Here is a 12,014-nt window from a genome sequence, read left to right as displayed (position 1 = left end):
AAAGGCGCGCCGCGTACCCGCGGCGCGCCCTCCAGGATAACCCGGCCCGGCCGGTCAGCCGGTGCCGACGAAGGCCGCGAGCAGCAGCCACACCACCGGGGCGGTGGGCAGCAGCGAGTCCAGCCGGTCCATGATGCCGCCGTGTCCCGGCAGCAGGGTGCCCATGTCCTTGATGCCCAGGTCCCTCTTGATCATCGACTCGCCCAGGTCGCCCAGGGTGGCGCTGACCGCGACCGCGAGGCCGAGCAGCAGGCCCTGCCACCAGGCTCCGCCGTCGATCAGGAACTCCATGCAGAGCGCGCCGGCTCCCATGGCGAACGCCACGGCGCCGAACAGCCCCTCGCGGGTCTTGCCGGGGCTGATGCGCGGCGCGAGCTTGGTCTTGCCGAAGCGCCAGCCCACGGCGTACGCCCCGGTGTCGCTGACCACGGTCAGCAGCAGGAAGGTGATCACGCGCTGCGGCCCGTCGTCGGCTGTGAGCAGCATCGCGACGAAGGTGGCCAGGAAGGGCACGTAGAACGCCGCGAAGGCGCCCGCCGTGACGTCCTTCAGGTAGTCCTCGGGCGGTTCGGTCATCCGCCACACCAGGAGCGCCAGCACCGTCAGCGCCATGGCGACCCAGGCGCCCTCGGCCCCCCGGACGTATCCGGCGATGACCATGGCAGCGCCACCGACCGCGAGCGGGACCAGAGGGGCCTTGATGCCCTTCTTCTCCTGGAGCCGCGAGGTGAGCTCCCACAGGCCGACGACGACCGCGACGACGATGACGCCGACGAAGACCGCCTTGACGATCAGCAGCGAGGCGAAGATCACCGCGCCGAGGCCGACGCCCACCCCTATGGCGGCGCGCAGGTCCCGCCCCGCGCGCTTCTTCTGCGGCGGAGGTGAGGAGTCCTGCGGGTGCTCGGCATGCGGGGGCGGGGGGCTGGGCATGGGCTCCTGCGGCGGCGTATCGGCGCGGAAGAGGGGACCGCCGTCCGAGGCGGCCCCCCGATCGCGTGCTTCCCGGTCGTCGAAGTCACGGCCGGCGGCATCGGGCACGATGGGCATGGGCCGAGTGTGCGGGCCCACCTGCGCATCGTATGCGGGACCCGCCGGAACCGGCTCCGGCTGCCAGGAAGAGTCGTTCATCAGACTTCGAGGAGCTCGGCTTCCTTGTGCTTCAGGAGCTCGTCCACCTGCGCGACGTACTTCGCGGTGGTGTCGTCGAGCTCCTTCTCGGCGCGGCGGACCTCGTCCTCGCCGGCCTCCTTGTCCTTGACGAGCTTGTCGAGGGCGTCCTTGGCCTTGCGGCGCACGGAGCGGATGGAGACCTTGGAGTCCTCGGCCTTGTTCTTGGCGACCTTGATGTACTCCTTGCGGCGCTCACCGGTCAGCTCGGGGAAGGTCACCCGGATGATCCGGCCGTCGTTGCTCGGGTTGACACCGAGGTCGGAGTCGCGGATGGCCTGCTCGATGTTGCGCAGCGCGGACGCGTCGAAGGGCGTCACGATGGCCATGCGCGGCTCGGGAACCGCGAACGAGGCGAGCTGGTTGATGGGCGTGATGGCGCCGTAGTAGTCGGCGACGATCTTGTTGAACATCGCCGGGTGCGCACGGCCGGTACGGATCGCGGCGAAGTCCTCCTTCGCGACGACGACGGCCTTCTCCATCTTCTCCTCGGCTTCGAGGAGGATTTCTTCGATCACCACGTGCTCCTGCATGTCTTGAATGGATGGTTCAGGCGGGCGGGCCGGGCCGGGCCGCCCGGACCGGCAGCGGACTGCTCAGGCCCGGGTTTCCTGGTCGCTGACGAGCGTGCCGATCTTCTCACCCTTGACGGCGCGGGCGATATTGCCCTCGGCGAGCAGTTCGAAGACGAGGATCGGCAGCTTGTTGTCACGGCAGAGGGTGATCGCGGTGGCGTCGGCGACCTTGAGGTCGCGCGAGAGGACCTCTCCGTACTCCAGGGCGTCGAACTTCACCGCGTCCGGGTTCTTCTTCGGGTCGGAGTCGTAGACCCCGTCGACACCGTTCTTGCCCATGAGGAGGGCTTCGGCGTCGATCTCCAGGGCGCGCTGGGCGGCCGTGGTGTCGGTGGAGAAGTAGGGCATGCCCATGCCCGCGCCGAAGATGACGACGCGGCCCTTCTCCAGGTGGCGCACGGCACGCAGCGGGATGTACGGCTCCGCGACCTGGCCCATGGTGATGGCGGTCTGCACGCGGGAGTCGATGCCCTCCTTCTCCAGGAAGTCCTGGAGCGCGAGGCAGTTCATGACCGTTCCGAGCATGCCCATGTAGTCGGACCGGGCCCGGTCCATGCCGCGCTGCTGGAGCTCGGCGCCTCGGAAGAAGTTGCCGCCGCCGATCACGACGGCGATCTCCGCGCCGTCGCGGACCACCGCGGCGATCTCACGCGCGATGGCGTGGACGACGTCGGGATCGACGCCCAGTCCTCCGCCACCGGAGAAGGCCTCGCCCGACAGCTTCAGCATGAAGCGGCGGCCCTTCTTGAACTGGTCGCTCTTGTCGTCGGAAGCGGTGTGGGGGTCCACGCCCTGATTCATGGAGATCTCCTCGTGCACATACGAAGAAGGCCATTGCCGGTGGGTCCTTGCGGTTCCCTCTACGGCAATGGCCTCCTCGTCAGATCTGCGGTCGCCTCGCGCAAGCGCGGACGACTGCTTCAGACCCTACCGGGGTCCGGTGTCCGTCGCGTACGGACGGACTCAGATGCCGACCTTGATGCGGGTGAAGCGCTTCAGGGTGACACCGGCCTCGTCCAGAACCTTCTGGACGGACTTCTTGTTGTCCAGGGCGTAGGCCTGGCCGAGCAGCGTGGCGTCCTTGAAGAAGCCGTTGACGCGACCCTCGACGATCTTGGCGATGGCAGCCTCGGGCTTGCCCTCCGCGCGGGTGACCTCTTCGGCGATGCGGCGCTCGGACTCGACCTTCTCGGCCGGGACGTCCTCGGCGGACAGCCACTGCGGCGCGAACGCGGCGATGTGCTGCGCGACGCCGCGGGCGACCTCGGCGTTCTCCTTGTCGAGCTCGACCAGGACGCCGATCTGGTACGGCAGGTCGGGCATCGTGCGGTGCATGTACGCGGTCACGTAGCCGCCGGTGAACTGCGCGAAGCGGTCCAGGACGATCTTCTCGCCGAGGTTGGCGTTGGCCTCGTCGACGAAAGCGGTGACGGTCTGACCGGGCTTGATCTCGGACGCGAGCAGCGCCTCGATGTCGGCCGGGGAGGTGGCGGCGACGTGCGCGGCCAGCTCGTTGGCGACGGCCAGGAACTTCTCGCCCTTGGCGACGAAGTCGGTCTCGCACTTCAGCTCGACGAGGACACCGGAGGTGTTGTCGTCGGCGATGAGGGAGACGACGGCACCGTTCTCGGCAGAACGGCCCTCGCGCTTGGCGACGCCCTTCTGGCCCTTGATGCGGAGCGCTTCCTGGGCCTTCTCGACGTCACCGTCGGCGTCCACGAGCGCGTTCTTGCAGTCCAGCATGCCGGCGCCGGTGAGCTCGCGGAGCTTCTTGACGTCAGCGGCGGTGTAGTTCGCCATGAGTCTGTGATTCTCTCTCGAAGTCGTAGATCTACGGGTGAACGGCGGAGGCCCCGCGCTCGTGGCGCGGCTCCCCCGCCGTCATCGTCCGTGCTGTGAGTGCCCGGCGCGTGAACGCCGGGCGCTCTCAGTGGGTCAGGCCTGCTCGGCGTCGGCGGCCGGGGCCTCGACAGCCTCGGCGGCCGGGGCCTCGGCGGCCGGAGCGGCGGCCTCGGCGTCGTCGGCCTTCTTGTCGCCCTCAAGCAGGTCGCGCTCCCACTCGGCGAGCGGCTCGGCGGCGGCCTTCTCGCCCGGCTTCGAGTCACCGGTCGCAGCGCCGGAGCGGGCGATGAGGCCCTCGGCGACGGCGTCGGCGATCACGCGGGTGAGCAGGGTGACGGAACGGATCGCGTCGTCGTTGCCCGGGATCTTGTAGTCGACCTCGTCGGGGTCGCAGTTGGTGTCGAGGATCGCGACGACCGGGATGTGGAGCTTGCGCGCCTCACCGACGGCGATGTGCTCCTTCTTGGTGTCGACGATCCAGACGGCGCTGGGAACCTTCGACATCTCGCGGATACCACCGAGGGTCTTCTCCAGCTTGGCCTTCTCGCGGGAGAGGACCAGGAGCTCCTTCTTGGTGAGACCCGAGGCGGCGACGTCCTCAAAGTCGATCGCCTCAAGCTCCTTCAGACGCTGGAGGCGCTTGTAGACGGTGGAGAAGTTGGTGAGCATGCCACCGAGCCAGCGCTGGTTGACGTACGGCATGCCGACGCGCGTCGCCTGCTCGGCGATGGCCTCCTGCGCCTGCTTCTTGGTACCGACGAACATGATGGAGCCACCGTGCGCGACGGTCTCCTTCACGAACTCGTAGGCGCGGTCGATGTACGACAGCGACTGCAGCAGGTCGATGATGTAGATGCCGTTGCGCTCCGTGAAGATGAAGCGCTTCATCTTCGGGTTCCAACGGCGGGTCTGGTGACCGAAGTGGACGCCGCTTTCCAGCAGCTCCCGCATCGTGACGACGGCCATGGCCATCTCCTTGGTTTCTCGGTTTGATTCCTGACGCCCCGCCGCGCCCTGCCCCCATGAGGGGACCGAGAGACGCTGCCACCTGGCCGTTTCGGGCTGGTGCCGGGGCGTGCGAAGTCGACCCGGTGACCCGGATCGCCACAAGAAGTGTACGGGACCCGGCGGTATGCGGGTGACGCCGTTGTCCACAGCGCCCGGGTCGTCCACAGGCCGGCCCGCCCCGGCCGGGTGCCGCGGGACGCTGGCCCGCATGACGACACTGCTGCTCAGCCTTCTCCTGGTGCTGGCCCGGACCGCCCTGCCCACGGCACCGCCCGCGCCACCGCCCCCTCCGCCGGCGGCGCCGTCGCCTGCGCCACCGCCCGCATCGTCGCCGGCGGCACCGGCCGCGGTGCCGCCCGGGGTCCGGCCGCTGCCCGCGCCGCTGTCGGTGGCCCGGTGGTGGGACCCGCCCCCGACCCCGTACGCCGCCGGCCACCGAGGGGTGGACCTGGCGGCCCCGGTGGGGGCCAGGCTGCGCGCCGTCGCCGCCGGCCGGGTCCACCACGCCGGGCAGGTCGCGGGCCGCGGGGTCCTCTCGCTCGCGCTGCCGAACGGCCTGCGTACGACGTACGAGCCGGTCCGGCCGCTGGTGGCGGAGGGGGAGGAGGTGGCCGCGGGGCAGGTGGTGGCGGTGCTCACGGAGGGGTCCCACTGCCCGGCGCCGTGCCTGCACTGGGGGCTGCTGTCGGGCGAGGCGTACCTCAACCCGCTGGCGCTCCTGGCGCGGCCCTCGCCGCGCCTGCTGCCGCAGCAGCGTCCGGAGGGCGCGTGAAGCGGGGCGGAGGCCACCGGCCGGAGGGGGCGGTCAGCCCCGGACGCCCCGCAGGGCGATGGCCAGCGCGGTCTCCGTGATGACCTCGGGATCCTCCGCGGCGCCGAGCTCGATACGGCGCACGGCGGCGTCCACGACGCCCTGCAGGAGCATCGCGGCCAGTCTGGGCTGCTCCTGCCCGAGTGCGGCCAGCGCCTCGACGATCATCGCGATCAGCCCGCCGTGCGCGGCCCGGATCTTCTCCCGGGCTCCGGCGTCCAGCTCGCCGGCCGAGATCGCCACGACCGCCCGGTGCCTGCGGTCCCCCACCAGCGCCAGCTGGCTGCGCACGTAGGCCTCGACCTTGGCTTCGGGCGATTCGGCCCGCTCCATCGCCGCCTCGATCTCGGCGGCCCACACGGGGAAGTCCACGGCGCACAGCTCTTCGACCACGGCCGCGCGGGAGCGGAAGTACTCGTACACGGAGGACCGGGCGAGACCGGTCCGCTCCGCCAGGGCGGGGAAGGTCAGCGCCTCCGTACCGCCTTCGGACAGCAGGGAACGCGCCGCGTCCAAGAGGGCGCCGCGCTGCATCGACCGGTGCTCGGCCACGGAGGCCGCTCGAATCCTGGGCACACGTCCACTCTACGGAGGTACCGCAGGCTCATCGCCCCACATCTGCCAACTTCGCGCGCAGTTGCAGCACGGACTTGGTGTGGATCTGGCTGACCCGGCTCTCGGTGACCCCCAGCACGTTGCCGATCTCGGCCAGGGTGAGGCCCTCGTAGTAGTAGAGGGTGACGACGGTCTTCTCGCGCTCCGGCAGCGTGTTGATGGCCCGTGCCAGCAGGCGCCGCAGTTCGCGGTCCTCCGCCACCTCCACCGGGTTGTCCGCGGCGGTGTCCTCCAGCGTGTCCATCAGCGAGAGGCGGTCGCCGCCGTCGCCGCCGACGTGCAGCAACTCCTCCAGGGCGACCACGTTCGCCAGCGACAACTGGCTGAAGACGGCGTGCAGGTCCTCCACGCCGATCCCCATCTCGCCGGCGACCTCGGCCTCCGTCGGGGTGCGCCTCAGCTGGGCCTCCAGCGTGGCGTAGGCCCGCTCCACGGCGCGCGCCTTCTGCCGGACGGATCGGGGGATCCAGTCCAGCGCCCGCAGTTCGTCGATCATCGCCCCGCGGATCCGGGTGATCGCGTAGGTCTCGAACTTGATCGAGCGGTCGATGTCGAACTTCTCGATGGCGTCGATCAGCCCGAAGACGCCGGAGGAGACGAAGTCGGCCTGCTCGACGTTGGGCGGCAGGCCCACGCTGACCCGGCCGGCCACGTACTTCACCAGGGGCGAGTAGTGCAGGATCAGCTGCTCCCGCAGCCGTTCGTCACCCGAGTCCTTGTACGAGCGCCACAGCCCCTCCAGGGACGAGGGCGCGGTGGACCGCACGCTGCCGCGGGCAGCGGGAGGCACCGCAGCGCGGTCGGACCCTGAGGTGTGTTGGGGCATGCTTCGCCTTTGCCGGAGCCGGATTCCTTGGGAGCGTAGCGTGACGAAAGTGTCGCGGTGCGCGAAGAGTACGGGATGGCGCGGGGGCCGAGGGGCGCCCCGGCTCGCGCGGGCGGCCCGGGACCGGCGCCTGGCGCACGGTCCCGGCGACTGCCACCGGGAGGACCGCGTCTCTCATCTCTTTCACTCTTCCACCGGAAGTGCCCAGGTCAACGACCGCCTCGCCGGGTGGCGCGGGTTTGTGTGCCCCCTCCGTCCTTTCATCCGCTCAACTGCCAGCCGTCGCCCTGCCGTTCGACGAACCCCAGAGAGTGAAGTTCGTACAGTCTGCCGATGACTTCATCGGTGCCGGTGCCGGAGGCAAGTGCCAGCTCGGCCGCGGTCGCCGGGCGTCCGGCCGGCAGGGCTTCGAGTACACGGGCCGTGTCGCGGTCCAGCAGGTCACGGGCGAGCACGGGGCCGCGCCGCTCGGGGGCCAGCTCCCCCATGGAGCCGACGAGTTCGACCACTTCCGCCGCGTCGGTCACCAGCAGGGCCTCGCCCCTGAGCAGTTCGTGCACGCCGCCGGAGAGGCCGCTGGTGGCGGGTCCCGGGACGCCCATGGTGACCCGCCCGAGCCGCTGGGCGCGCCGGGCGGTGACCAGGGAGCCGCTGCGGTGGGCGGCCTCGACGACGACGGTGCCGCGGGTGAGGGCGGCGATGACCCGGTTGCGCAGGACGAAGCGGCTGGGTGTGGGGTGGCTGCCCGGCGGCAGCTCCCCGAGGACGAGTCCCTGGCCGGCGATCCGGCCGAGCAGCCCGGCGTGTCCGCGGGGATAGGCGACGTCCACTCCGCAGGCGAGCACCGCCGCGGTCGCCCCGGCGGAGGCGAGGGCTCCGCGGTGCGCGGCACCGTCGATGCCGAAGGCCGCCCCGGAGACGACGACCCACCCCCGCTCGGCGAGCCCGGCGGCCAGTGTCTGCGCCATGTGGGCGCCGTACGGGGTACAGGCCCGGGCCCCGACCACGGCGACCGAACGCAGCGCCCACGTACGCAGGTTGGGCCGGCCCCGCAGCCAGAGGCCGACGGGCCGTTCGTCACCGAGGTCGTCCAGCTGCGTCGGCCACTCCGCCGACCCGGGGAAGACGAACCGGCCTCCCGACCCGGCGGCCAGTTCGAGGTCGCGCCGGGGGTCGGCCAGCGCCGCCCGTCTGCGGTAGGCGTCGAGCCGTTCCGGCGCGACCCCGGGCGGGGCCCCCCACGGCTCCCGCGGGTCGGACAGCAGCCTCAACAGCCGTACGGCGCCGTGCTCCCTGATCCAGCGTCCGCCGTGCGCGTCCCCGGGCTCCAACACCCGTGTCAACGCCGCCCGCGCCAGCAGCTCCTCGTCCTGCGCGCCGGTCATGTCGCGGCCCCCGGCACCGACATGGCCCCACGGGCGACTCCGGTCCGCAGCTCCAGCGCCACGGCCACGTCCAGCGCCTCGGGCCGGTCCCGCCCCCGCAGGTCGGCGACGGTCCAGGCGACCCGCAGGACGCGGTCCAGCCCGCGCGCGGTGAGCAGCCCCCGTTCCAGTTCCCGCTCGGCCTGTGCCAGAGCCCCCGGCGCCGCCTGCCAACGGGTTCTCAGTTCCTGCCCGGGCACTTCGGAGTTGAGCCTCCAGGCCGTCCCGGCGAGCCGCGCCCCGGCGCGCTCCCGGGCCTCCCGCACCCGGTCGGCGACCACTGCGGTGGGCTCCCCCCGGCCGCCGCGGCCGAGCAGGTCGCCGCGGGTCACGGGCTCCGCCTCCACCCTCAGGTCGACCCGGTCCAGCAGCGGCCCGGACAGCCTGGCCTGGTAGCGCCGGATCACCGAGGGCGGGCATTCGCAGCCGGCGCCGTGCAGGGTGTGCCGTCCGCACGGGCAGGGGTTCGCGGCGAGGACCATGAGGAACCTGGCGGGCAGCCGTACCACCCCGGCGGCGCGGGCGATGACCACGTGCCCCGATTCCAGCGGCTGGCGCAGCGCGTCCAGCGCCCGGCTGTGGAACTCCGCGGCCTCGTCCAGGAAGAGCACCCCCCGGTGGGCGAGGGAGACCGCTCCGGGCCTGGGTACCCCGGTCCCGCCACCCACCAGGGACTGCATGGTCGCCGAGTGGTGCGGGGCGCAGTAGGGCGGCCGGGAGACGAGGGGTTCGCCGGGCGGCAGGATTCCCGCGACCGAGTGGACCGCGGTGACCTCCACGGAGTCCTGGCGGGTGAGCGGCGGCAGGATCCAGGGCAGCCGCTCGGCCAGCATCGTCTTCCCGGCGCCGGGCGGTCCGCTGAGGAACAGGTGGTGGCCTCCGGCGGCGGCCACTTCGAGGGCGCGGCGCGCCGTGTGCTGCCCGGCCACGTCCGCCAGGTCGGGGAAGTCGGCGCAGTCCCCGCCCGGGCGGCCGGGGGCGAGCCCGGTGCCCAGGCCCGCCCCGGGGACGAGCAGTCCGGCGAGCATCGGGTCCGGGCGGTCCGGCGCTTCCCCGGGCTCCTCGTCGGGCACCTCCCCGTCGGTCAGGACGGCGATCAGCTGGCGCAGGCTGCGCACGCCGAGCACCGAGACGTCCGGGACGAGCGCGGCCTCGGCGGCGCACTGCCGGGGCACGACCACCTGCCGGTAGCCGGCTTCGGCCGCGGCGAGGACGGCGGGCAGGATCCCCCGGACCGGACGCACCCGCCCGTCCAGCCCCAGCTCGCCGATCAGCACGAGGTCGGCGATGGCCGCCGGGTCGACCACCTCGGCCGCGCCGAGCACGGCCGCCGCCACCGCCATGTCGAATCCGGCGCCGGACTTGGGCACCGAGGCCGGGCTCAGCCCGACGGTGAGCTTCTTCTGCGGCCAGGCCGCCCCGGAGTTGACCACGGCCGCACGCACCCGGTCCCGGCTCTCGACGAGGGTCTTGTCCGGCAGTCCCACCAGGGTGAAGGCCGCGACTCCGGGCTCCAGGTCGGCCTGGACCTCCACCACCACGCCGTCGACGCCGACGAGGGCCACGGAGCAGGCTCGCGCGAACCCCATCAGGCCACCCCCCTGACGTGTTCCACCAGGGGCGCGCCGCGCCGTGGGAGCAGGACTCCCACGAGGTCGATACGGACCCCGCCCGGGGGTGGTCCGCCGTGATCGGCGAGCCAGCGCCCGGCGAGGTTCCTCAACCGGTCCGCCTTGGCGGTCCGTACGGCCGCCATCGGGTGCTCGAAGCCCCCTGTGCGACGGGTCTTGACCTCGCACACGACGAGGGCGTCCCCGTCGCGCGCGACGATGTCGATCTCCCCACCGCGGCACCGCCAGTTCCGCGCGATCACGGTCATGCCGGCCTCGGTCAGCCGCCGTGCCGCGAGATCCTCGCCGTACCGCCCCATCGCCTGCCGTGCCACGCTCTTCGCGTCCATCGGGCACCACCTCCGGCACCGACGGTCCCGCGTCCCCGCCCACCTTGTGGATCTTGGTGGACAACCCGGCCGCTGTGGACAGAGCCGTCACCCTCCCGGGTGAGGTGATCAGCTGCCCGGCAGTTCGAGATCGCTCTTGTTGAGCTCCTCGATGTTCACGTCCTTGAAGGTCAGCACCCGGACCTGCTTGACGAAGCGGGCCGGCCGGTACATGTCCCAGACCCAGGCGTCGGCCATGGAGACCTCGAAGAAGACCTCGCCCTGGACGGAGTGCACCTGCATCTCGTAGTCGTTGGTGAGGTAGAAACGGCGTTCGGTCTCGATCACGTACTTGAACAGCCCGACGACGTCGCGGTACTCCCGATAGAGCTTCAGCTCCATCTCGGTCTCGTACTTTTCGAGGTCCTCGGCACTCATGGCATGTTCCCCTTCAGCCGTGCGTCCCCCTATTGTGCGCCAGCGCCGTGCGCCCCTAGACGATTTCCGGGGCCAGGACCACCGGGGCACCCGGAGGACCCTCGTCGAGCAGCGTGCGGAGCAGCTCGGCGAGCTTGGTCGGGTACACCGTCTCACGTGCCGTGAGAAGTTCCTCGGAGGTCCACCACCTGGCTCCGGTGACGCTGCGCCGCTCCAGCTCGGTCAGGCCGCCCATCCAGGTCGTGGTCCGGCTGGTCCGGGCCAGGAAGTACCACTCGTCCTGCTCCCAGCGCCGGCCGTCGAAGGGGAAGGAGCAGTAGCGGTGCCACAGCACCGGCCCCAGCTCCACCTCGGTGATCCCGGTCTCTTCGGCCAGCTCGCGCAGCGCGGCCTGCTCCCGGGTCTCCGTCCCCTCCAGTCCGCCGCCGGGGGTGAACCACCAGTCGTCCGAGGGGTCGGCCGGTTCGAAGCCGTGCAGCAGCAGGATCCGGTCCGCCGGATCGAGCAGGATCACCCGGGACACCTGGCGGGGGCGGCGCCCGGCCGCCGGGTCAGGCGACACCGGCCCGCTCCCGCCGTCCGCGGCCGAGGACCCGCGCGACGGGCCCGTAGGCGGCTCCCAGCACCACCAGGGCGGCTCCGGCGACCACGGCCGCCACCTGGAGCCGCAGCGGCCCGTGCCCCGAGGTCCCGCCGGGCAGGGCGGCGTACGTCCGCGGCCGCTCCAGCATCGCCATGTCCGGCCAGGCGAGGGCGTCGACGCGGGCGCTGACGGCGGAGCGCGGCACGGTGCCCTGGCCGGCCTCCTGCAGGTGGGACCGTGAGTCCAGCGAGGCGGCGCGCCGGTCGCCGAGCAGGAAGAGGTTGCCCTCGGGGACGGTCACCTCGAAGGGGGTTCCGGACGGCGGGGCCTGCCCGGGCGGCATGGCCAGACCCGTGTCCGGCCGGCTGGTGTCGGCGTAGGGCTCGTCCAGCGGGACACCGTTCACGGTCAGCTCGCCGCCCGCACCGCAGCACTTCACGGTGTCGCCGCCGACGCCGACGACACGCTTGACCATGGGTGAGTCGCTCCACATGGCATCAGTGAAGACGACCACGTCCCCGCGGCGCACCTCGCCGCCGTCGATGCGCTGGGCCAGCAGCCGATCGCCGGGCCGCACCGTCGGCATCATCGAGTCCGTCGGGACCGTGTAGGGCCGGTAGACGAGCGCCCCCCACACGAAGCCGCCCAGGAAGAGCGCAAAGCCGATGGCCACGACGATGCCCGACAACACGTTGCCGAGACCGCCGCGGCCGTCCTTGCCACTGCGTATCGCTTCAGTTCCGCCCATTCCAGCGCCCCCGCATCGGGATCGTCGTCCTGGGC

14 protein-coding genes are annotated in these 12,014 nt (G+C 71.9%); 1 reads left to right on the top strand and 13 read right to left on the bottom strand.

Annotated elements, in window-relative coordinates; translation table 11 throughout:
- Positions 1–54: 54 nt before the first annotated feature.
- From BSL84_RS24165 to rpsB, 5 genes are all read right to left on the bottom strand, one after another.
- The gene (locus BSL84_RS24165; RefSeq protein WP_030028669.1) at positions 55–1,131 is read right to left on the bottom strand and encodes a phosphatidate cytidylyltransferase; all 1,077 of its coding nucleotides are present in this window, start codon (positions 1,129–1,131) and stop codon (positions 55–57) included.
- Positions 1,131–1,688 (bottom strand): ribosome recycling factor, encoded by a 558-nt coding sequence (frr, locus tag BSL84_RS24160; RefSeq protein ID WP_030028670.1) that lies wholly within the window; start codon positions 1,686–1,688, stop codon positions 1,131–1,133. Before frr ends, BSL84_RS24165 begins: the two co-directional genes overlap by 1 nt.
- 78 nt (positions 1,689–1,766) lie before the next feature.
- On the bottom strand, positions 1,767–2,546 hold the full coding sequence (pyrH, locus tag BSL84_RS24155) for a UMP kinase (protein WP_030028671.1): 780 nt from the start codon (positions 2,544–2,546) through the stop codon (positions 1,767–1,769).
- Between the two features lie 162 nt (positions 2,547–2,708).
- On the bottom strand, positions 2,709–3,545 hold the full coding sequence (gene tsf / locus BSL84_RS24150; protein ID WP_030028672.1) for a translation elongation factor Ts: 837 nt from the start codon (positions 3,543–3,545) through the stop codon (positions 2,709–2,711).
- Between the two features lie 135 nt (positions 3,546–3,680).
- Entirely contained in the window at positions 3,681–4,553 is an 873-nt protein-coding gene (gene rpsB / locus BSL84_RS24145; protein ID WP_030028673.1) for a 30S ribosomal protein S2, read from the bottom strand.
- Between the two features lie 250 nt (positions 4,554–4,803).
- Here rpsB and BSL84_RS24140 point away from each other — a divergent pair, with 250 nt between their 5' ends.
- Entirely contained in the window at positions 4,804–5,367 is a 564-nt protein-coding gene (locus tag BSL84_RS24140) for a M23 family metallopeptidase (RefSeq protein WP_075971097.1), read from the top strand.
- 33 nt (positions 5,368–5,400) lie between these two features.
- Here BSL84_RS24140 and BSL84_RS24135 read toward each other — a convergent pair whose 3' ends face one another.
- The 8 genes from BSL84_RS24135 to lepB form a co-directional block, all read right to left on the bottom strand.
- The gene (locus BSL84_RS24135) at positions 5,401–5,940 is read right to left on the bottom strand and encodes a TetR/AcrR family transcriptional regulator (RefSeq protein WP_075972209.1); all 540 of its coding nucleotides are present in this window, start codon (positions 5,938–5,940) and stop codon (positions 5,401–5,403) included.
- Between the two features lie 70 nt (positions 5,941–6,010).
- Positions 6,011–6,847 (bottom strand): RNA polymerase sigma factor WhiG, encoded by an 837-nt coding sequence (gene whiG, locus BSL84_RS24130; protein ID WP_037664874.1) that lies wholly within the window; start codon positions 6,845–6,847, stop codon positions 6,011–6,013.
- Positions 6,848–7,107: 260 nt separating this feature from the next.
- On the bottom strand, positions 7,108–8,232 hold the full coding sequence (gene dprA, locus BSL84_RS24125) for a DNA-processing protein DprA (protein ID WP_075971096.1): 1,125 nt from the start codon (positions 8,230–8,232) through the stop codon (positions 7,108–7,110).
- Positions 8,229–9,860 carry a YifB family Mg chelatase-like AAA ATPase gene (locus BSL84_RS24120; protein ID WP_045321711.1) on the bottom strand — a complete coding sequence of 544 codons (1,632 nt, stop codon included), beginning with the start codon at positions 9,858–9,860 and terminating at the stop codon, positions 8,229–8,231. The genes dprA and BSL84_RS24120 overlap by 4 nt, the downstream gene beginning before the upstream one ends.
- On the bottom strand, positions 9,860–10,231 hold the full coding sequence (locus BSL84_RS24115; protein ID WP_030031862.1) for a YraN family protein: 372 nt from the start codon (positions 10,229–10,231) through the stop codon (positions 9,860–9,862). Before BSL84_RS24115 ends, BSL84_RS24120 begins: the two co-directional genes overlap by 1 nt.
- A 108-nt stretch (positions 10,232–10,339) precedes the next feature.
- The gene (locus BSL84_RS24110) at positions 10,340–10,648 is read right to left on the bottom strand and encodes a DUF2469 domain-containing protein (protein WP_005311352.1); all 309 of its coding nucleotides are present in this window, start codon (positions 10,646–10,648) and stop codon (positions 10,340–10,342) included.
- Between the two features lie 55 nt (positions 10,649–10,703).
- The gene (locus BSL84_RS24105; protein ID WP_030031864.1) at positions 10,704–11,210 is read right to left on the bottom strand and encodes an NUDIX hydrolase; all 507 of its coding nucleotides are present in this window, start codon (positions 11,208–11,210) and stop codon (positions 10,704–10,706) included.
- A complete protein-coding gene (gene lepB / locus BSL84_RS24100; RefSeq protein ID WP_075971095.1) occupies positions 11,200–11,979 on the bottom strand; it encodes a signal peptidase I in 780 nt (259 codons plus the stop codon). Before lepB ends, BSL84_RS24105 begins: the two co-directional genes overlap by 11 nt.
- Between the last annotated feature and the right edge of the window lie 35 nt (positions 11,980–12,014).

The sequence above is a fragment of the Streptomyces sp. TN58 genome (genome assembly GCF_001941845.1).
In the GTDB taxonomy this organism is placed as follows: Bacteria; Actinomycetota; Actinomycetes; order Streptomycetales; family Streptomycetaceae; genus Streptomyces.
This window is presented reverse-complemented; position numbering and strand designations above follow the sequence as displayed.

Coding starts and splice junctions, on each gene's coding strand:
- BSL84_RS24165 (WP_030028669.1), bottom strand. CDS start 1,131: ATGAACGACTCTTCCTGGCAGCCGGAGCCGGTTCCGGCGGGTCCCGCA.
- pyrH (WP_030028671.1), bottom strand. CDS start 2,546: ATGAATCAGGGCGTGGACCCCCACACCGCTTCCGACGACAAGAGCGAC.
- tsf (WP_030028672.1), bottom strand. CDS start 3,545: ATGGCGAACTACACCGCCGCTGACGTCAAGAAGCTCCGCGAGCTCACC.
- rpsB (WP_030028673.1), bottom strand. CDS start 4,553: ATGGCCGTCGTCACGATGCGGGAGCTGCTGGAAAGCGGCGTCCACTTC.
- BSL84_RS24140 (WP_075971097.1), top strand. CDS start 4,804: ATGACGACACTGCTGCTCAGCCTTCTCCTGGTGCTGGCCCGGACCGCC.
- BSL84_RS24135 (WP_075972209.1), bottom strand. CDS start 5,940: ATGCAGCGCGGCGCCCTCTTGGACGCGGCGCGTTCCCTGCTGTCCGAA.
- whiG (WP_037664874.1), bottom strand. CDS start 6,847: ATGCCCCAACACACCTCAGGGTCCGACCGCGCTGCGGTGCCTCCCGCT.
- dprA (WP_075971096.1), bottom strand. CDS start 8,232: ATGACCGGCGCGCAGGACGAGGAGCTGCTGGCGCGGGCGGCGTTGACA.
- BSL84_RS24120 (WP_045321711.1), bottom strand. CDS start 9,860: ATGGGGTTCGCGCGAGCCTGCTCCGTGGCCCTCGTCGGCGTCGACGGC.
- BSL84_RS24115 (WP_030031862.1), bottom strand. CDS start 10,231: ATGGACGCGAAGAGCGTGGCACGGCAGGCGATGGGGCGGTACGGCGAG.
- BSL84_RS24110 (WP_005311352.1), bottom strand. CDS start 10,648: ATGAGTGCCGAGGACCTCGAAAAGTACGAGACCGAGATGGAGCTGAAG.
- lepB (WP_075971095.1), bottom strand. CDS start 11,979: ATGGGCGGAACTGAAGCGATACGCAGTGGCAAGGACGGCCGCGGCGGT.